An 18,668-nucleotide genomic window follows, 5' to 3' on the forward strand; every position below is an offset into this window, starting at 1 on the left:
TCGATGAAACTCAATGATCTGAGTCCAGCGCCGGGTTCCCGTCGCGAGAAGCATCGTCCGGGTCGTGGTATCGGTAGTGGTTTGGGCAAGACCGGTGGCCGCGGCCACAAAGGTCAGACCTCCCGCTCCGGTGGCACCATCGCTCCAGGCTTTGAAGGCGGTCAACAGCCGCTGCACCGTCGTCTGCCGAAATTCGGCTTCGTTTCCCTGAAAGCCATGGACCGCGCAGAAGTGCGTCTGTCCGAGCTGGCCAAAGTGGAAGGCGACGTTGTCACCGTGCAATCCTTGAAGGATGCCAACGTGATTAACCAAAACGTACAGCGTGTGAAAATCATGCTGTCCGGCGAAGTTACTCGCGCGGTCACCATCAAGGGTATCGCAGCCACCAAAGGTGCGCGTGCGGCTATCGAAGCAGCTGGCGGCAAGTTCGAGGAATAAATGGCTAAGCAAGGTGCTCTCTCTTCGCTCGGTAAAGGCGGGATGTCTGAACTTTGGGCTCGTCTGCGTTTTCTGTTTCTGGCGATCATCGTCTATCGGATAGGCGCACACATCCCAGTTCCAGGCATCAACCCGGACCGGCTGGCGGAACTGTTTCGACAGAATGAGGGGACCATTCTTAGCTTGTTCAACATGTTTTCCGGCGGCGCGCTGGAACGGATGAGCATCTTTGCACTGGGGATCATGCCGTACATTTCGGCATCGATCATCATGCAGCTGATGACCGCCGTCAGCCCGCAGCTGGAGCAGTTGAAGAAGGAAGGTGAAGCTGGCCGTCGCAAGATCAGCCAGTACACCCGCTACGGCACCGTTATCCTGGCGCTGGTCCAGGCTGTTGGCATGTCCATCGGCCTGGCCGGTCAGGGTGTAGCGTTTTCTGCTGACTTTGGCTTCCATTTCGTCGCTGTCTCCACGTTTGTGGCAGGTGCGATGTTCATGATGTGGCTGGGTGAGCAAATCACGGAGCGCGGTGTAGGCAACGGTATCTCGATGTTGATTTTCGCAGGTATCGTCGCCGGTCTTCCGAGAGCAATCGGGCAGTCTTTCGAGTCTGCACGTACGGGCGATATCAACATTTTCGCTCTGGTCGCTATCGGTTTGCTGGCAGTAGCGATTATCGGTTTTGTGGTGTTCATTGAGCGTGGTCAGCGTCGAATCGCCGTTCACTACGCCAAGCGTCAGCAGGGCCGCAAGGTCTTCGCTGCGCAGACTAGCCACTTGCCGCTGAAGGTGAACATGGCCGGGGTCATCCCAGCCATCTTCGCAAGCAGCATTTTGCTGTTCCCGGCTTCGCTGGGTGCCTGGTTTGGTCAGTCTGAAGGTATGGGCTGGCTGCAGGACATCTCGCAGTCGATCGCTCCTGGTCAGCCGTTGAATATTCTGCTGTTTAGTGCAGGGATTATTTTCTTCTGCTTCTTCTATACGGCGTTGATGTTCAATCCGAAAGACGTAGCGGAAAACCTGAAGAAGTCCGGTGCCTTTATTCCGGGCATCCGTCCAGGCGAGCAGTCGGCGCGCTACATTGATGGCGTTCTGACCCGCTTGACCATGTTCGGTGCTCTTTATATGACGGCCGTGTGTCTGTTGCCCCAGTTCCTGGTGGTAGCGGCAAACGTTCCGTTCTACCTTGGCGGGACCTCGTTGCTGATTGTGGTAGTGGTTGTGATGGACTTCATGTCCCAAGTACAATCGCACCTCGTTTCGCACCAGTACGAATCCCTGATGAAGAAAGCCAACCTGAAAGGCTACGGTGGCAGCGGAATGCTGCGCTGAGAGACCCTTAAGGTTCGAGGAGTTGGTGATGAAAGTTCGTGCATCGGTGAAAAAGCTGTGCCGTAACTGCAAAATTATTCGCCGCGAAGGTGTTGTGCGAGTGATTTGCAGCGCGGAACCACGTCACAAGCAGCGCCAAGGCTGAGTGTGATCTGTGCTTCAAACCCAGCAGCTAGTGCGCTGCTGGGTTGATTATTTGTTTCTACAGCGATATTATCTCGCGCCCTATTTCTTGGCTTCCGGGGCGTAGGTAGCTGTCAATTGGAGTCCCACTGAATGGCCCGTATTGCAGGCGTTAACATTCCAGATAACAAGCACACTGTTATCTCGCTGACCTACATCTATGGTGTCGGTCGCACAACTGCACAGAAAATCTGTGCAGACACTGGGGTCAACCCAGCCGTGAAGATCAAAGATCTGAGCGACGAGCAGATTGAACAGCTGCGTAGCGAAGTTGCGAAGTTCACCACTGAAGGTGACCTGCGTCGCGACATCAACATGAAAATCAAGCGGTTGATGGACCTGGGTTGCTATCGCGGCCTGCGTCATCGTCGGGGTCTGCCAGTACGCGGTCAGCGTACCAAGACCAACGCGCGTACCCGTAAAGGTCCGCGTAAGCCGATCCGCAAGTAATCGCACCAGCGAATCGACAGGAATATAGACATGGCAAAACCTGCTGCTCGTCCTCGTAAAAAAGTTAAAAAGACAGTGGTTGATGGCATCGCCCACATCCATGCGTCCTTTAACAACACCATCGTGACCATTACCGATCGTCAAGGTAACGCCCTGTCCTGGGCTACCTCCGGCGGTTCGGGTTTCCGCGGTTCCCGCAAGTCCACCCCGTTCGCTGCTCAAGTAGCTGCTGAGCGTGCTGGTCAAGCTGCGCTGGAATATGGTCTGAAGAACCTCGACGTCAACGTCAAGGGTCCAGGTCCAGGTCGTGAGTCCGCTGTTCGTGCTCTGAACGGCTGTGGCTACAAGATCGCCAGCATCACCGACGTGACGCCAATCCCGCATAACGGGTGCCGTCCGCCGAAGAAGCGCCGCGTGTAATCAGGAGACAGATAAATGGCACGTTACATTGGTCCAAAATGCAAACTGTCTCGTCGTGAAGGCACCGATCTGTTCCTGAAGAGCGGCGTTCGCGCTCTGGAATCGAAGTGCAACATCGAAGCAGCCCCAGGTATTCACGGTCAGCGCCGCGGTCGTCAGTCCGACTACGGCACCCAGCTGCGTGAAAAGCAAAAAGTCCGTCGTATCTACGGCGTGCTCGAGCGTCAGTTCAGCGGTTACTACAAGCAAGCGGCCTCCTCGAAGGGCGCTACTGGTGAGAACCTGCTGCAACTGCTCGAATGCCGTCTGGATAACGTCGTTTATCGTATGGGCTTTGGCGCTACTCGTGCCGAATCCCGTCAGCTGGTTTCGCACAAAGCGATCAGCGTTAACGGCAAGACTGTAAACGTTCCGTCCTACCAAGTTCGTCCGGGTGACGTGGTCGCGGTTCGCGAGAAGTCGCTGAACCAGCTGCGCATTGTTCAAGCCCTTGAACTGTGCGCCCAGCGTGGCCGCGTTGAGTGGGTAGATGTAGACACCGCGAAGAAGTCGGGCGTTTTCAAGAACGTTCCTGCTCGCAGTGATCTGTCTGCCGACATCAACGAAAGCCTGATTGTCGAGCTCTACTCCAAGTAAGGGCTAGAAAATAGGTGCATCCATGCAGATTTCGGTAAATGAGTTCCTGACGCCCCGCCACATCGATGTGCAGGTCGTCAGTCCAACCCGCGCTAAAATCACTCTCGAGCCTCTCGAGCGTGGTTTTGGCCATACCCTGGGCAACGCGCTGCGCCGCATCCTGTTGTCCTCCATGCCTGGCTGTGCAGTAGTCGAGGCCGAGATCGACGGTGTACTCCACGAGTACTCCGCCATCGAAGGTGTTCAGGAAGACGTCATTGAAATCCTGTTGAACCTGAAAGGCCTGGCTATCAAACTGCACGGTCGTGACGAAGTTACGCTGACCTTGTCGAAGAAGGGTTCGGGGGTGGTTACCGCTGCCGATATTCAGCTGGATCATGATGTCGAGATCGTTAACCCCGATCACGTAATCGCTAACCTGGCGTCCAATGGCGCCTTGAACATGAAGCTCACCGTAGCTCGTGGTCGTGGTTATGAACCGGCCGATTCGCGTCAGAGCGATGAAGACGAAAGCCGCAGCATTGGTCGCTTGCAGCTCGACTCTTCGTTCAGCCCGGTTCGCCGTATCGCATACGTGGTGGAAAACGCCCGTGTCGAGCAGCGTACTAACCTGGACAAGCTGGTTATTGATCTGGAAACCAACGGTACTCTGGATCCTGAAGAGGCAATCCGTCGTGCTGCAACCATCCTGCAACAGCAGTTGGCTGCATTCGTCGACCTCAAGGGTGACAGCGAACCAGTGGTAGTCGAACAGGAAGACGAGATCGATCCGATCCTGCTTCGTCCGGTTGACGATCTGGAATTGACCGTGCGTTCGGCCAACTGCCTTAAGGCGGAGAACATTTACTACATCGGCGACCTGATTCAGCGTACCGAAGTAGAACTGTTGAAGACTCCGAACCTGGGCAAGAAATCCTTGACCGAAATCAAGGACGTTCTGGCCTCCCGTGGTCTGTCCCTCGGCATGCGCCTCGACAACTGGCCGCCTGCAAGTCTTAAGAAGGACGACAAGGCGACTGCCTGATCGTCGTAATCACCGAACGTAGTGTTTGGTAAGGAATGAACCCATGCGTCATCGTAAAAGTGGACGTCACCTGAGCCGTACCAGCTCTCACCGTAAGGCCATGTTCCAGAACATGGCGGTGTCGCTGTTCGAGCACGAGCTGATCAAAACTACTCTGCCAAAAGCCAAGGAACTGCGCCGCGTTGCCGAGCCGCTGATCACCCTGGCCAAGGAAGACAGCGTTGCTAACCGTCGTCTGGCTTTCGACCGTACCCGTTCGAAAGAAATCGTCGGTAAGCTGTTCAACGATCTGGGCAAGCGCTATGCCACCCGTCAGGGCGGCTACCTGCGTATCCTCAAGTGCGGTTTCCGCGCTGGCGATAACGCACCTATGGCGTACGTCGAGCTGGTTGATCGTCCTGTTGGTGGCTCGGTTGAAGCTGCTGAGTAAGGCGAACAGTCTGTAACAAGGAACCGGGCCCAGTGCCCGGTTTTTTGTTTCTGCGTGAATTGAAATAATCTATTGATCTCAGTCATGTAATGAATTTGATGGTGTCATGTTCCTGGTCGATACTTCTGCCTACGCCGATTAGCCGGCCGCAAAAGTCTGATTAAGGAGAGAGTGCATGAGCCAGAACAAAACGCTGACCACCGCCAGTGGCGCGCCGGTCGCCGACAACCAGAACTCGCGTTCGGCAGGCCCGCGGGGTCCGTTGTTGCTGGAAGACTTCCACCTGATTGAAAAGCTTGCGCACTTCAACCGCGAGAACATCCCTGAGCGCCGTGTACACGCCAAGGGGTCGGGTGCCTATGGCACGTTTACCGTCAGCCGCGATATCACCCAGTACACCTGCGCCAAGCTGTTCAGCAGCGTCGGCAAGCAGACCGAGACCTTCCTGCGTTTCTCCACAGTGGGTGGCGAGCGGGGTTCGGCCGATACCGAGCGTGACCCTCGGGGTTTTGCACTCAAGTTCTACACCGAGGAAGGCAACTGGGACATCGTGGGCAACAACACGCCGGTGTTCTTCATCCGTGATCCATTGAAGTTCCCGGACTTCATCCACACCCAGAAGCGCCTGCCTCAAAGCAACCTGAAAAGCCCGCAGATGATGTGGGACTTCTGGTCGCATTCGCCCGAATCGCTGCACCAGGTCACCATCCTGTTCTCCGACCGCGGCATCCCGGACGGCTACCGTCACATGCACGGTTTTGGCAGCCACACCTACAGCCTGATCAACGCACAGGGCCAGCGTACCTGGGTCAAGTGGCACTTCAAGACCAAGCAGGGCATCAAGAACCTGGCGCCTGCCGAGGCGGCCCGCCTGGCCGGTACCGACCCGGATTACGCCCAGCGCGACCTGTTCGAAGCAATCGAGCGCGGTGACTTCCCGAAATGGAGCGTGTGCATCCAGGTAATGAGCGAAGCCGAGGCCGCCAGCCGTGCCGAGAACCCGTTCGACGTGACCAAGACCTGGTCGCAGAAGGACTATCCGCTGATCGAGGTGGGCGAACTGGAGCTCAACCGCAACCCGCTCAACTACTTTACCGAAGTCGAGCAGGCCGCGTTCGGCCCCAGCAACATGATCCCCGGTGTGGGGCTGTCGCCAGACCGCATGCTGCAGGGCCGCGTATTCGCCTACGCAGACGCTCACCGTTACCGTGTGGGTACCAACCACCAGCAACTGCCGGTAAACGCCCCACGCAGCCCGGTGAACAGCTACCAGCGCGATGGTTCGATGGCCTTTGGCAGCAACGGCGGCGCGGCGCCCAACTACGAGCCCAACAGCTACGCCGACGCACCCAAGCAGGCCCCGCAGTACGCTGAGCCTGCACTGGCCCTCGGTGGTGCAGCAGACCGTTACGATCATCGTGAAGACACCGACTACTACAGCCATGCCGGTGCGCTGTTCCGCCTGATGAACGATGAGCAGAAGGCCCTGCTGATCGCCAACATCGCCGGCACCATGGCCAGCGTCTCGCGCGATGTGGTGGAGCGTCAGCTGCAGCACTTCTTCAAGGCCGATCCGGCCTACGGAGGGGGAATCGCAAAGGCATTGGGTCTCAATCTGGCCTAAGTCGAAGTGATAAGAAGAACCGCCCTCATCTGGGCGGTTTTTCAATGCAATTGACTACTGTTTACCCACTTTTTTAGCGGTTTTAGCGCAATTTGCAGTGACCTTACAGTCATCCTGGTTCAAACTATGGCTTTCACACAGGGAGAGTCAGGGCAATGCAAGGTCACCCGGACGTAATCGATTATCTCAACACGTTGCTGACGGGCGAACTGGCGGCACGTGACCAATACTTCATCCACTCGCGCATGTACGAAGACTGGGGCTTCAGCAAGCTCTACGAGCGTATCAACCACGAGATGGAAGAAGAGGCACAACACGCCGACGCCCTGATGCGCCGCATTCTCATGCTCGAAGGCACCCCGCGCATGCGCCCGGACGACCTGGACATCGGCACCACCGTGCCCGAGATGATCGCTGCCGACCTGCGCCTTGAGTACAAGGTGCGCGCTGCGCTGTGCAAAGGCATCGAGCTGTGCGAGCTGCACAAGGACTACGTCAGCCGTGACATCCTGCGCGTGCAGTTGGCCGACACCGAAGAAGATCACACCTACTGGCTGGAGAAGCAGCAGGGTCTGATCAAGTCGCTGGGCCTGGAGAACTACCTGCAATCGCAGATGTAATCCACCGCGCAACGAACAAGGCCATCGGGGCGTACCCGATGGCCTTTTTTTGTGCCCGCATGCCGCTGTGCAGGAGCCGGCCTGGCCGGCTCCTGCAGTTCAGGCCCGGTCGCGCGCCAGCAGCGGCTTGAGGTAATACCCCGTGTGCGACTGCTTCATCTGGGCCAGCTCCTCCGGCGTGCCGCAGGCGATGATCTGTCCGCCCTTGGAGCCGCCTTCCGGCCCAAGGTCCACCAGCCAGTCGGCAGTCTTGATCACGTCCAGGTTGTGCTCGATCACCACCACGGTGTTGCCGTGGTCACGCAGGCGATGCAGCACGTCCAGCAGTTGCTGGATATCGGCAAAGTGCAGGCCAGTGGTCGGCTCATCGAGGATGTACAGCGTCTTGCCGGTATCGCGCTTGGACAGCTCGCGTGACAGCTTGACCCGCTGCGCCTCACCACCGGACAGCGTGGTCGCCGACTGGCCCAGCTTGATGTACGACAGGCCCACGTCCATCAGCGTCTGCAGTTTGCGCGCCAGTGCCGGCACCGCATCGAAGAACTCGCGGGCTTCCTCGATGGTCATTTCCAGCACCTCGTGGATGTTCTTGCCCTTGTACTTGATCTCCAGCGTTTCGCGGTTGTAGCGCTTGCTCTTGCACACGTCGCACGGCACGTAGATGTCGGGCAGGAAGTGCATCTCGACCTTGATCAGGCCATCGCCCTGGCACGCCTCGCAGCGCCCGCCCTTGACGTTGAACGAGAAACGCCCCGGCCCGTAGCCGCGCGAGCGCGACTCCGGCACGCCGCTGAACAGCTCGCGGATCGGCGTGAACAGCCCGGTGTAGGTCGCCGGGTTGGAGCGCGGTGTACGCCCGATCGGGCTCTGGTCGATATCCACCACCTTGTCCAGGTGCTGCAGGCCATCGCAGCTGTCGTGGGCCGCAGCTTCCAGCGTGCTGGCACCGTTGAGCGCGGTAGCCGCCAGCGGGAACAGGGTGTTGTTGATCAGCGTCGACTTGCCCGAACCGGACACGCCGGTCACGCAGGTCAGCAGGCCGATCGGGATCTCCAGGTCGACGTTCTGCAGGTTGTTGCCGCGTGCGCCCTTGAGCTTGAGCGACAGCTTCTTGTTGCGCGGGGTGCGCTTGGCCGGCACGGCGATCTTCACGCGGCCCGACAGGTACTTGCCGGTCAGCGAGTCCGGGTGCGCCATCACCTCGGCCGGGGTGCCCTCGGCCACGATCTGGCCGCCATGCACGCCCGCGCCCGGGCCGATATCCACCACGTAGTCGGCCATGCGGATGGCGTCCTCGTCGTGCTCCACCACGATCACCGTGTTGCCGATGTCGCGCAGGTGGTTGAGGGTGCCCAGCAGGCGATCGTTGTCGCGCTGGTGCAGGCCGATGGATGGCTCGTCGAGAATGTACATCACCCCCACCAGGCCGGCGCCGATCTGGCTGGCCAGGCGGATACGCTGGGCCTCGCCGCCCGACAGGGTATCGGCGCTGCGATCCAGCGTCAGGTAGTCCAGGCCCACGTTCACCAGAAACTGCAGGCGTTCGCAGATTTCCTTGAGGATCTTGTCGGCGATCTCGCCACGGCGCCCGGTCAGCTTGAGGCCGCCGAAGTAGTCGCTGGCATCGCCGATCGGAAGGTTGGTAACCGCCGGCAGGGTCTTCTCGCCCACCCACACATGGCGCGCCTCGCGGCGCAGGCGGGTGCCGCGGCAGTCGGGGCAGGGCTGGGTGCTGAGGAACTTGGCCAGCTCTTCACGCACGGTGGCCGATTCGGTCTCGCGGTAGCGCCGCTCCAGGTTCGGCACGATGCCCTCGAAGGGGTGCGAGCGCTTGACGATATCGCCCCGGTCGTTGAGGTACTTGAAGTCGACGTTGTGCTTGCCACTGCCGTTCAGGATCACCTTCTGCTGGTCGGCCGGCAGCTCGTTGAACGGCACCTCCAGGCTGAACCCGTAATGCGCGGCCAGCGAGCCGAGCATCTGGAAGTAATACACATTGCGCCGGTCCCAGCCGCGAATCGCGCCCTCGGCCAGGGTCAGCTCGCCGTTGACCAGGCGCTTGATGTCGAAGAACTGCTTCACGCCCAGGCCGTCGCAGGTCGGGCAAGCGCCGGCCGGGTTGTTGAAGGAGAACAGCTTGGGCTCCAGCTCGCTGATCGCGTGGCCGCAGATCGGGCAGGCGAAGCGCGCCGAGAAGATCATCTCTTCACCCGGCTCGTCGTCCATCGGCGCCACCAGGGCGATGCCATCGGCCAGCTTAAGGGCCGTCTCGAACGATTCGGCCAGGCGCTGCTGCAGGTCGTCGCGCACCTTGAAGCGGTCGACCACCACATCGATGCTGTGCTTCTTCTGCTTGTCGAGCTTGGGCAACTCGTCCAGCTCGTACAGCTTGCCGTTGACCCGTGCGCGCACGAAGCCCTGGGCACGCAGCTCTTCGAACACCGCCAGGTGCTCGCCCTTGCGCTCGCGAATCACCGGAGCCAGCAGCATCAGCTTGCTGCCCTCGGGCTGGGCCAGCACCAGGTCGACCATCTGGCTGACAGTCTGGGCTTCGAGCGGGATGTCGTGGTCGGGGCAGCGTGGGGTGCCCACACGGGCATACAGCAGGCGCAGGTAATCGTAGATCTCGGTGATGGTGCCCACGGTCGAGCGCGGGTTGTGCGAGGTCGACTTCTGCTCGATCGAGATGGCCGGCGACAGCCCCTCGATGGTGTCGACGTCTGGCTTTTCCATCATCGACAGGAACTGGCGGGCATACGCCGACAGCGATTCCACGTAGCGACGCTGGCCTTCGGCATACAGGGTGTCGAACGCCAGCGATGACTTGCCGGACCCGGACAGACCGGTGATGACGATCAGTTTGTCCCGGGGCAGGGTCAGGTCGATGTTCTTAAGGTTGTGGGTACGTGCCCCACGTATCAGGATCTTGTCCACTGCGGCCTCGCTTGGCGGGCATAAACGGAGGAGTATACGGCGCGCTGCCACCACGCGGCAAAGCGTCGCGTATATGCCGTTAACCGATCCGACTGGTAGAATCGCCGCCGGTTCACACGAGGTTTATCCATGCACGATCCCCACAGCGAACGCATGAGCGGCAGCGAGACCCGCGCCGCAGGCGGCCTGGCCCTGGTGTTCGCCTTCCGTATGCTGGGCATGTTCATGGTGCTGCCGGTACTGGCCACCTATGGCATGGACCTGGCGGGCGCCACGCCGGCGCTCATCGGCCTGGCCATCGGTGCCTATGGCCTGACCCAGGCCGTATTGCAGATTCCGTTCGGGGTCATTTCCGACCGCATCGGCCGTCGGCCGGTGATCTACCTGGGGCTGGTGATCTTTGCCCTGGGCAGCGTGCTGGCAGCGCAGGCCGACTCGATCTGGGGCGTGATCGCCGGGCGCATCCTGCAGGGTGCGGGCGCCATCTCCGCCGCGGTCATGGCGTTGCTCTCGGACCTCACCCGCGAACAGCACCGCACCAAGGCCATGGCCATGATCGGCATGAGCATCGGCCTGTCGTTCGCCGTGGCGATGGTCGTGGGGCCACTGGTAACGCGGGCCTTCGGCCTGTCGGGGTTGTTCCTGGCCACCGCGGCGATGGCGGTGGTGGGCATCGGCCTGATCGCCTTCGTGGTGCCGGCCTCCAACGGCCCGCTGGCGCACCGCGAGTCGGGCGTGGCCAAGCAGGCCCTGGGGCCGACCCTGCGTCACCCCGACCTGCTGCGCCTGGACGTCGGCATCTTCGTGCTGCACGCCATCCTCATGGCCAGCTTCGTCGCCTTGCCGCTGGCGTTCGTGGAGCGTGGCGGGTTGCCGAAAGAGGAGCACTGGTGGGTCTACCTCACCGCCTTGCTGGTTTCATTCTTCGCAATGATTCCGTTCATCATCTACGGTGAAAAAAAGCGCAAGATGAAACGTGTCCTGCTCGGCGCGGTCAGTGTGCTCATGCTCACAGAGCTGTTTTTCTGGGAGCTGGGCAACAGCCTGCAGTCACTGGTGATCGGCACGGTGATCTTCTTCACCGCCTTCAACCTGCTCGAAGCCTCGTTGCCTTCGCTGATCAGCAAGGTGTCGCCGGCCGGTGGCAAGGGCACGGCGATGGGGGTGTATTCCACCAGCCAGTTCCTGGGGGCGGCGCTGGGCGGGATCATGGGTGGCTGGTTGTTCCAGCATGGCGGCTTGAGCGTGGTTTTCCTGGGGTGCGCAGGCCTCTGTGCCCTTTGGTTGGCCATAGCTGTTACTATGCGCGAACCACCTTACGTGACGAGCCTGCGCTTGCCGTTGTCGCCAGAAGCGATGCGCGAAGCGGGCTTGACCGAGCGCCTCAAGGCCGTGCCGGGTGTGACCGACGCAGTGGTGGTGGCAGAGGAAGCCGCCATCTATATCAAACTGGATACACAAATTTTGGATCGTACGGCCCTGGAGCTGCTGGTAAACCCGGCGCCCGCGGCGTGCCAAGCCTAGGAGAACGTTATGGCCCGTGGGGTTAACAAAGTCATTTTGGTCGGCACTTGCGGCCAGGACCCTGAAGTTCGCCACCTGCCCAACGGCAACGCGGTGACCAACCTCAGCCTGGCCACCAGCGAGCAGTGGACCGACAAGCAGACCGGCCAGAAGGTCGAGCGTACCGAGTGGCACCGTGTGTCGATGTTCGGCAAGGTTGCCGAGATTGCCGGCGAGTACCTGCGCAAGGGTTCGCAGGTGTACATCGAGGGCAAGCTGCAGACCCGCGAGTGGGAAAAGGACGGCATCAAGCGTTACACCACCGAGATCATCGTCGACATGCAGGGCACCATGCAGCTGCTGGGTGGTCGTCCGCAGAACCAGGACGGTTCGCAGCAGGGTGGCAACAACTACAACCAGGCCCCACGTCAGCAGGCGCCTCAGCAGCGTCCGCAGCAGGCCCCTCAGCAGCGCCCTGCGCCGCAACAGCCTGCGCCGCAGCCGGCTGCCGACTTCGACAGCTTCGATGACGACATCCCGTTCTGAGCCCTGGCCAACGCCGCGCTTCAAGACAAACGCCCGATGCGCTGCATCGGGCGTTTTGCGTTCTGGGGAAACCTCGGTGGGCGGTGGCCCTGACACGCTTGCGATGTTCAGCGCACGTGCGGGCCTCGCGGTACCTCTAGCGGGCCGCCAGGAGGTGAAGCGGCCCGTGAGCACTCACGCCGCGGCCACGCCTTGGCCCACCAGCCCCGCCAGTGCATTGAGCATCGGTGCGCGATACTCCACGTCCTTCTCGTTCCAGTACACATGACCGGCCGGCAGGTCGACATTGAAGAAGCTTTCGTAGTAGCTGCCTGGCGCCGAATCCGAACGGTCGTTGCCGAACACCTTCAGGCGCACCGCACCCGCTTCAAGCCCGGTGTCCGCCTGGTGCAGCGCAATCACGCTGAAGCGCTCGCCGACCGCCCCGGGGCCATCGACCAGCTCGATTTCATACAGCTGTGCCAGCGCCTCGATGAACCGCTCGGTCTCCAGGCCCAGCGACGAGATCTCGAGCCCGTCGCTGTAGAAGTGCGCCTGTATCACGTTCATCTCGCCATCGAACCCCGGCTGCACGTCGCGCCGCAGCCGCGCCCGCACACCCACCGAGTGCCCGGCGAACGCGGCACGCAGGTCAAAGTGGTAGTGCACGTCATCCTGCATCAGGTGCTGCACCTGAAACACGCAGTCCACAAAACCTTCTTCGCCAAACTGCTCCAGCAGCGGCAACCCGTTCTTGTCCAATTGCATCATGCAGTCCCTTGGCGATGGTGGTCAGGCTGGCGATTATGCACCCGTTGCACGCATCGATAATCCGTTTTAATGGTGCTTGGCCCGATCTTGGCTAGAGTGAATATTGACGACCACCCAGTGGCCGCCACCGTGACTGTTCACGAGACGCCGGCAATGCTCCGCGCGTCCACCACCTGATCAGGAGTGCACGATGGATCTCAACCGTCGGCAATTTTTCAAGGTCGCCGCCATCGGCCTTGGAGGTTCGAGCCTGGCGGCGCTGGGCATGGCCCCCACGCCGGCCTTCGCCGAACAGATACGCCACTTCAAGCTGGCCCGCACCAAGGAAACCCGCAACACCTGCCCCTACTGCTCGGTCGGCTGCGGCCTGATCCTGTACAGCCAGGGCGATGCGGGCAAGAACGTGGCGCAGAGCATCATCCACGTCGAAGGCGACGCCGATCACCCGGTCAACCGCGGCACCCTGTGCCCCAAAGGTGCAGGCCTGCTGGACTTCATCCACAGCCCCAGCCGCCTGCAGTACCCGCAGGTACGCAAGCCGGGCAGCAACGAGTGGACGCGCGTCAGCTGGGATGAGGCCATGGACCGCGTGGCCGAGCTGGTCAAGGCCGACCGCGACGCCAACTTCATCGAGAAGAACGCCCAGGGCCAGACCGTCAACCGCTGGCTCAGCACCGGGTTCCTCGCGGCCTCGGCGGCTTCCAGCGAAGCCGGCTACCTGACCCACAAGGTCATTCGCAGTTTGGGCATGCTGGGGTTCGACAACCAGGCGCGTGTCTGACACGGCCCGACGGTGGCAAGTCTTGCCCCGACGTACGGCCGTGGTGCCATGACCAATCACTGGACCGATATCGCCAACGCGAACCTGATTCTGGTGATGGGCGGCAACGCAGCAGAAGCGCACCCGTGCGGTTTCAAATGGGTGACCGAAGCCAAGGCGCACAACCAGGCGCGGCTGATCGTGGTCGACCCACGGTTTACCCGTACCGCCTCGGTGGCCGATTACTACGCGCCGATTCGCACCGGCAGCGACATCGCCTTCATGGGCGGCCTGATCAACTATCTGCTCAGCACTGACCAGATCCAGCACGAGTACGTGCGCAACTACACCGACGTGTCGTTCATCGTCAAAGCCGGCTTCGGCTTCGAGGACGGGCTGTTCAGTGGCTACGATGCGGCCAAGCGTACCTATGCCGACAAGTCCGGTTGGGGCTACGAACTGGGTGAAGACGGTTTCGCCAAGGTCGACCCGACCCTGCAGGACCCGCGCTGCGTCTACCAGCTGATGAAGCAGCACTACAGCCGCTACACCCCGGAGCTCGCCAGCATGACCTGCGGCATGCCCCAGGCCAGCATGCAGAAGATCTGGGAAGAGATCGCCACCTGCTCCACACCCGGCAAGACCATGACCATCCTCTATGCCCTGGGCTGGACCCAGCATTCGATCGGCGCGCAGATCATCCGCAGCGCGGCGATGGTGCAACTGCTGCTGGGCAACGTCGGCATGCCGGGTGGCGGGGTCAACGCCCTGCGCGGGCACTCCAACATCCAGGGCCTGACCGACCTGGGCCTGCTGTCCAACTCCTTGCCGGGCTACCTGACCCTGCCCGGTGATGCCGAGCAGGACTACGACGGCTACATCGCCAAACGCGCCCTCAAGCCGCTGCGCCCAGGGCAGCTGTCGTACTGGCAGAACTACGGCAAGTTCCACGTCAGTCTGATGAAGGCCTGGTATGGCGCCAACGCCACTGCCGAGAACCACTGGGGCTACGACTGGCTGCCCAAGCTCGACATCCCAGGCTACGACGTGCTCAAGATGTTCGACATGATGGGCAGGGGCGAGGTGCACGGCTACATGTGCCAGGGCTTCAACCCGATTGCTGCGCTGCCCGACAAGAACCGCGTCACTGCCGCGCTCAGCAAGCTCAAGTGGCTGGTGGTGATGGACCCGCTGGCCACCGAAACCTCGGAGTTCTGGCGCAACGCAGGGCCGTACAACGAAGTCAGCACGGCCGACATCGCCACCGAGGTCATCCGCCTGCCCACCACCTGCTTCGCCGAGGAGGACGGTTCGCTGGTCAACAGCAGCCGCTGGCTGCAGTGGCACTGGAAGGGCGCAGACGGCCCGGGCGAAACCCGTACCGACGTGCGCATCATGAGCGACCTGTTCCTGCGCCTGCGTGAACGCTACCGCGCCGAGGGTGGCGCGTTTGCCGAACCGCTGCTCAACCTCAGCTGGCCGTACAAGGTCGCCGATGAACCCTCCCCCGAGGAGCTGGCCAGGGAGCTCAACGGCATGGCCGTGACCGATCAGGTCGATGCAACCGGCGCCGCGCTCAAGGGCGGCCAGCAACTGTCGGGGTTCGCCCAGCTCAAGGACGATGGCAGTACCGCGTCCGGCTGCTGGATCTTCTGCGGCAGCTGGACCGAGCAGGGCAACCAGATGGCTCGGCGCGACAACAGCGACCCGTATGGCATGAAGCAGAACCTGGGCTGGGCCTGGGCCTGGCCGATGAACCGGCGAATCCTCTACAACCGTGCCTCGGCCACCCCGCAAGGCCAGCCCTGGGACCCGAAAAAACGCCTGGTATGGTGGAACGGCAAGGCCTGGACCGGCACCGACACCCCGGACTACAAGGCCGACGTGCCCCCCGAGGCGGGCATGAACCCGTTCATCATGAACCCCGAAGGGGTGGCCCGGTTCTTCGCCGTCGACAAGATGGCCGAAGGCCCGTTCCCCGAGCACTACGAACCCTTCGAGACGCCGATCGGGATCAACCCGCTGCACCCCACCAACAAGAAGGCCACCAGCAACCCGGCCGGACGCATCTTCGACTCGGTGTGGGACACCCTCGGCCAGGCCAAGGACTACCCCTACGCGGCCACCACCTACCGGCTGACCGAGCACTTTCACTTCTGGAGCAAGCATGCGCGCCTGAACGCCATCGCCCAGCCCGAGCAGTTCGTCGAGATCGGTGAAGTGCTGGCGCAGCAGAAGGGTATCCAGGCCGGCGACCGGGTGCGGGTGAGTTGCAAGCGTGGGCATATCGAGGCGGTGGCGGTCGTCACCAAGCGGATTCGTCCGCTGCAGGTCAACAACCAGACCGTGCACCAGGTCGGTATCCCGCTGCACTGGGGCTTCACCGGGCTGACGCGGCATGGCTACCTGACCAACACCCTGGTGCCGTTCCTCGGCGATGGCAATACACAGACCCCGGAATCGAAGTCGTTCCTGGTCAACGTGGAGAAAATCTGATGGCCAGCCAAGACATCATTGCCCGTTCGGCCACCACCACGCTGCCCCCCTCGGTGCGCCAGCAGGAGCAGGTCGCCAAGCTGATCGACACCACCAAGTGCATCGGCTGCAAGGCCTGCCAGGTGGCGTGTTCGGAATGGAACGAGCTGCGCGACGAGGTGGGTCACAACCACGGCACCTATGACAACCCGCAGGACCTCAGTGCTGAAAGCTGGACGCTGATGCGCTTCACCGAGCACGAGACCGCCGACGGCAACCTGGAGTGGCTGATCCGCAAGGACGGCTGCATGCACTGCGCCGACCCCGGCTGCCTCAAGGCCTGTCCCAGCCCGGGGGCGATCATCAAGCACGCCAACGGCATCGTCGACTTCAACCAGGACCACTGCATCGGCTGCGGCTACTGCATCACCGGCTGCCCGTTCAACATCCCGCGCATCTCGCAGAAGGACCACAAGGCCTACAAGTGCACCCTGTGTTCCGACCGCGTGGCCGTGGGGCTGGAGCCGGCCTGCGTGAAGACCTGTCCCACCGGCGCCATCGTGTTCGGCAGCAAGACCGACATGCAGGAGCACGCCGCCGAACGCATCGTCGACCTCAAGTCGCGGGGCTTCGAGCATGCCGGTCTGTACGACCCGGACGGCGTGGGTGGCACCCATGTGATGTACGTGCTGCACCACGCCGACACGCCGCGCGTGTACGCGGGGCTGCCCGACAACCCGGTGATCAGCCCGCTGGTCGGGCTATGGAAGGGCGTGAGCAAACCGCTGGCGCTGCTGGCCATGGGTGCGGCGGTGCTGGCCGGGTTCTTCCACTACGTACGCATCGGCCCGCAGCGGGTCGAGGAAGAGGATGACGAGCATCCTGACACCAGCGTGCATCAGGTCGACCCGTCGGTGCATGTGTATGACCCGGGCAAGCCCACCGCACCAGGGGAGCAACGGCCATGAAGCACAAGCCGATACTGCGTTACACCGCCAACGAGCGCACCAACCACTGGCTGGTGGCGATCCTGTTCTTCATGGCGGCACTGTCGGGGCTGGCGCTGTTTCACCCGGCGCTGTTCTGGCTCAGCCACCTGTTCGGCGGCGGGCCGTGGACACGCATCCTGCACCCGTTCATGGGCGTGCTGATGTTCGTGCTGTTCCTGGGGCTGGTGCTGCGCTTCTGGCGGGCCAACTTCATCACCGCCACCGACCGGCAGTGGCTGCGCCGGGTCGACCGGGTGATCCGCAACGAGGAGGAGGGCGTACCACCGGTGGGCAAGTACAACGCCGGGCAGAAGCTGCTGTTCTGGACCCTGCTGGCGTGCATGCTGGTGCTGCTGGTGAGTGGCGTGGTGATCTGGCGTGCCTACTTCAGCGCGTACTTCGGTATCGACACCATTCGCCTGGCCACCCTGCTGCATGCCCTGGCCGGCTTCGTGCTGGTGCTGAGCATCATCGTGCACATCTATGCCGGCATCTGGATCAAGGGCTCGGTCAGCGCCATGCTGCATGGCTGGGTCAGCCGCGCGTGGGCGCGCAAGCACCATGCGCTATGGTACCGGGAGGTCACTCGGGACGAGCGGCCCGACACGCACAAAGGAGCCAAGCCTTGAGTACCGTGATGGAACCCGATCAGATCCAGGCGTCGGCCAGTTCGCCGCCGTTTCTGCACCCGCCACCGCCCCAGCTGTTTGCGCTGCGTGCCGAACGCCTCGACCTGCTGGCCGAGGGGCATGCGCTGGGCGACTACCTGCGCTTCGTGGCCGGGTTGTGCCGCGTGCAGCAGGGGTTGCTGGACAACCCGCCGGCAGCGGCCATGCCCGACCCGCAGCGCCTGCAGCTGTGCGTGACCCACGGCCTGGCGCCACTGGCCGCCGACAGCCTGGTGCGCGAGGGCGCCTGGCAGGGCTGGCTGGATGCCCTGTTGCAACGCTACGAGGCGTCTTCGCCGCTGGCGCATCAGGCCCAGACGCAATTGCGCGAGGCCGGGGCAGGGCAGCGCATGGTGTGGGCGCTGGCACTGCTGGGCGGGCAGTACAGCGCGGTGCCGGCGGCGCTGGTGCCGTTTCTGGGGGCCGCGCTGCAGGCGGCGTGGAGCCATTGGCTGCTGGCCATGCCCGGCGTCGAACTCAAGCCCGGCGACAGCCTGGGGCAGTGCCCGGCATGTGGTTCGCCGGCGATGGCCGGGGTAATCCGCCACCGCGGCAAGTACAACGGCCTGCGCTACCTGGTGTGTGCGTTGTGTGCCTGTGAATGGCATGCGGTGCGGGTCAAGTGCGTGTATTGCGAGCAAAGCAAGGGCTTGCAGTACTTCAGCCTGGAGGATGACCGCCATGTCGCCGGGCAGGCGCCGTTGCGGGCCGAATGCTGCCTCGAATGCCACAGTTACCTGAAGCTGGTCTACCTTGAAAGCGATGCGCAATCGGAGGCCCTGTCGGCGGACCTGGCCAGCCTGGCACTGGACATGCGCCTGGATCAGGAGGGCTACCAGCGGCTGGCGCCGAACCTGTTGCTGGCCCCGGGCCTGTAGGGCCGGCC

The 18,668-nt window shown here is 62.1% G+C and carries 18 protein-coding genes; 16 read left to right on the forward strand and 2 right to left on the reverse strand.

Annotation, left to right across the window (positions count from 1 at the left end; translation table 11 throughout):
* Positions 1–3 precede the first annotated feature (3 nt).
* The 10 genes from rplO (at position 4) to bfr (ending at position 7,157) form a co-directional block, all read left to right on the forward strand.
* Positions 4–438, forward strand: a complete 435-nt coding sequence (rplO, locus tag FW760_RS17195) for a 50S ribosomal protein L15 (RefSeq protein WP_010220318.1) — start codon at positions 4–6, stop codon at positions 436–438.
* Positions 439–1,770, forward strand: a complete 1,332-nt coding sequence (gene secY, locus FW760_RS17200) for a preprotein translocase subunit SecY (protein ID WP_043861925.1) — start codon at positions 439–441, stop codon at positions 1,768–1,770.
* A 28-nt stretch (positions 1,771–1,798) separates the two neighbouring features.
* Complete coding sequence (gene rpmJ / locus FW760_RS17205) at positions 1,799–1,915, forward strand: 50S ribosomal protein L36 (protein ID WP_002555468.1); 117 nt, start codon at positions 1,799–1,801, stop codon at positions 1,913–1,915.
* A gap of 131 nt (positions 1,916–2,046) precedes the next feature.
* Positions 2,047–2,403, forward strand: a complete 357-nt coding sequence (rpsM, locus tag FW760_RS17210) for a 30S ribosomal protein S13 (protein ID WP_043861924.1) — start codon at positions 2,047–2,049, stop codon at positions 2,401–2,403.
* 30 nt (positions 2,404–2,433) lie between these two features.
* Positions 2,434–2,823 (forward strand): 30S ribosomal protein S11, encoded by a 390-nt coding sequence (rpsK, locus tag FW760_RS17215; RefSeq protein WP_002555466.1) that lies wholly within the window; start codon positions 2,434–2,436, stop codon positions 2,821–2,823.
* A gap of 15 nt (positions 2,824–2,838) precedes the next feature.
* A complete protein-coding gene (gene rpsD, locus FW760_RS17220; protein ID WP_043861923.1) occupies positions 2,839–3,459 on the forward strand; it encodes a 30S ribosomal protein S4 in 621 nt (206 codons plus the stop codon).
* Between the two features lie 22 nt (positions 3,460–3,481).
* A complete protein-coding gene (locus FW760_RS17225; RefSeq protein WP_003186012.1) occupies positions 3,482–4,483 on the forward strand; it encodes a DNA-directed RNA polymerase subunit alpha in 1,002 nt (333 codons plus the stop codon).
* Positions 4,484–4,526: 43 nt separating this feature from the next.
* Entirely contained in the window at positions 4,527–4,913 is a 387-nt protein-coding gene (rplQ, locus tag FW760_RS17230; protein WP_002555463.1) for a 50S ribosomal protein L17, read from the forward strand.
* 175 nt (positions 4,914–5,088) lie between these two features.
* The gene (locus FW760_RS17235; RefSeq protein WP_116052329.1) at positions 5,089–6,537 is read left to right on the forward strand and encodes a catalase; all 1,449 of its coding nucleotides are present in this window, start codon (positions 5,089–5,091) and stop codon (positions 6,535–6,537) included.
* A gap of 155 nt (positions 6,538–6,692) precedes the next feature.
* Positions 6,693–7,157 (forward strand): bacterioferritin, encoded by a 465-nt coding sequence (gene bfr / locus FW760_RS17240; RefSeq protein ID WP_043861921.1) that lies wholly within the window; start codon positions 6,693–6,695, stop codon positions 7,155–7,157.
* A gap of 99 nt (positions 7,158–7,256) precedes the next feature.
* Here bfr and uvrA read toward each other — a convergent pair whose 3' ends face one another.
* Positions 7,257–10,091 carry an excinuclease ABC subunit UvrA gene (gene uvrA / locus FW760_RS17245; RefSeq protein ID WP_116052328.1) on the reverse strand — a complete coding sequence of 945 codons (2,835 nt, stop codon included), beginning with the start codon at positions 10,089–10,091 and terminating at the stop codon, positions 7,257–7,259.
* A gap of 129 nt (positions 10,092–10,220) precedes the next feature.
* On the opposite strand from uvrA, the gene FW760_RS17250 reads away from it, so the two are divergent.
* A complete protein-coding gene (locus FW760_RS17250) occupies positions 10,221–11,615 on the forward strand; it encodes an MFS transporter (RefSeq protein ID WP_054916437.1) in 1,395 nt (464 codons plus the stop codon).
* Positions 11,616–11,624: 9 nt separating this feature from the next.
* Positions 11,625–12,140: a single-stranded DNA-binding protein gene (locus FW760_RS17255; protein ID WP_043861918.1), complete on the forward strand. Its 516-nt coding sequence runs from the start codon at positions 11,625–11,627 to the stop codon at positions 12,138–12,140.
* Between the two features lie 174 nt (positions 12,141–12,314).
* Here the strand turns inward: FW760_RS17255 and FW760_RS17260 are convergent, their stop codons facing one another.
* A complete protein-coding gene (locus FW760_RS17260; protein WP_052504272.1) occupies positions 12,315–12,887 on the reverse strand; it encodes a hypothetical protein in 573 nt (190 codons plus the stop codon).
* Between the two features lie 193 nt (positions 12,888–13,080).
* Here FW760_RS17260 and fdnG point away from each other — a divergent pair, with 193 nt between their 5' ends.
* Genes fdnG through fdhE form a run of 4 tightly spaced genes read left to right on the forward strand, consistent with a single transcriptional unit; the run spans position 13,081 to position 18,660 of the window.
* Complete coding sequence (gene fdnG, locus FW760_RS17265) at positions 13,081–16,146, forward strand: formate dehydrogenase-N subunit alpha (protein WP_147303844.1); 3,066 nt, start codon at positions 13,081–13,083, stop codon at positions 16,144–16,146.
* A complete protein-coding gene (fdxH, locus tag FW760_RS17270) occupies positions 16,146–17,093 on the forward strand; it encodes a formate dehydrogenase subunit beta (protein ID WP_043861915.1) in 948 nt (315 codons plus the stop codon). The genes fdnG and fdxH overlap by 1 nt, the downstream gene beginning before the upstream one ends.
* On the forward strand, positions 17,090–17,743 hold the full coding sequence (locus FW760_RS17275; protein WP_088514373.1) for a formate dehydrogenase subunit gamma: 654 nt from the start codon (positions 17,090–17,092) through the stop codon (positions 17,741–17,743). The genes fdxH and FW760_RS17275 overlap by 4 nt, the downstream gene beginning before the upstream one ends.
* The gene (gene fdhE, locus FW760_RS17280; protein ID WP_088514372.1) at positions 17,740–18,660 is read left to right on the forward strand and encodes a formate dehydrogenase accessory protein FdhE; all 921 of its coding nucleotides are present in this window, start codon (positions 17,740–17,742) and stop codon (positions 18,658–18,660) included. The genes FW760_RS17275 and fdhE overlap by 4 nt, the downstream gene beginning before the upstream one ends.
* Positions 18,661–18,668: the final 8 nt, after the last annotated feature.

The sequence above is a fragment of the Pseudomonas sp. 1176_21 genome (assembly GCF_052850635.1).

What these genes read in the sequence shown, in the direction of transcription:
- rplO (WP_010220318.1), top strand. Translation starts at nt 4, where the DNA reads ATGAAACTCAATGATCTGAGTCCAGCGCCGGGTTCCCGTCGCGAGAAG.
- secY (WP_043861925.1), top strand. Translation starts at nt 439, where the DNA reads ATGGCTAAGCAAGGTGCTCTCTCTTCGCTCGGTAAAGGCGGGATGTCT.
- rpmJ (WP_002555468.1), top strand. Translation starts at nt 1,799, where the DNA reads ATGAAAGTTCGTGCATCGGTGAAAAAGCTGTGCCGTAACTGCAAAATT.
- rpsM (WP_043861924.1), top strand. Translation starts at nt 2,047, where the DNA reads ATGGCCCGTATTGCAGGCGTTAACATTCCAGATAACAAGCACACTGTT.
- rpsK (WP_002555466.1), top strand. Translation starts at nt 2,434, where the DNA reads ATGGCAAAACCTGCTGCTCGTCCTCGTAAAAAAGTTAAAAAGACAGTG.
- rpsD (WP_043861923.1), top strand. Translation starts at nt 2,839, where the DNA reads ATGGCACGTTACATTGGTCCAAAATGCAAACTGTCTCGTCGTGAAGGC.
- FW760_RS17225 (WP_003186012.1), top strand. Translation starts at nt 3,482, where the DNA reads ATGCAGATTTCGGTAAATGAGTTCCTGACGCCCCGCCACATCGATGTG.
- rplQ (WP_002555463.1), top strand. Translation starts at nt 4,527, where the DNA reads ATGCGTCATCGTAAAAGTGGACGTCACCTGAGCCGTACCAGCTCTCAC.
- FW760_RS17235 (WP_116052329.1), top strand. Translation starts at nt 5,089, where the DNA reads ATGAGCCAGAACAAAACGCTGACCACCGCCAGTGGCGCGCCGGTCGCC.
- bfr (WP_043861921.1), top strand. Translation starts at nt 6,693, where the DNA reads ATGCAAGGTCACCCGGACGTAATCGATTATCTCAACACGTTGCTGACG.
- FW760_RS17250 (WP_054916437.1), top strand. Translation starts at nt 10,221, where the DNA reads ATGCACGATCCCCACAGCGAACGCATGAGCGGCAGCGAGACCCGCGCC.
- FW760_RS17255 (WP_043861918.1), top strand. Translation starts at nt 11,625, where the DNA reads ATGGCCCGTGGGGTTAACAAAGTCATTTTGGTCGGCACTTGCGGCCAG.
- FW760_RS17260 (WP_052504272.1), bottom strand. Translation starts at nt 12,887, where the DNA reads ATGCAATTGGACAAGAACGGGTTGCCGCTGCTGGAGCAGTTTGGCGAA.
- fdxH (WP_043861915.1), top strand. Translation starts at nt 16,146, where the DNA reads ATGGCCAGCCAAGACATCATTGCCCGTTCGGCCACCACCACGCTGCCC.
- FW760_RS17275 (WP_088514373.1), top strand. Translation starts at nt 17,090, where the DNA reads ATGAAGCACAAGCCGATACTGCGTTACACCGCCAACGAGCGCACCAAC.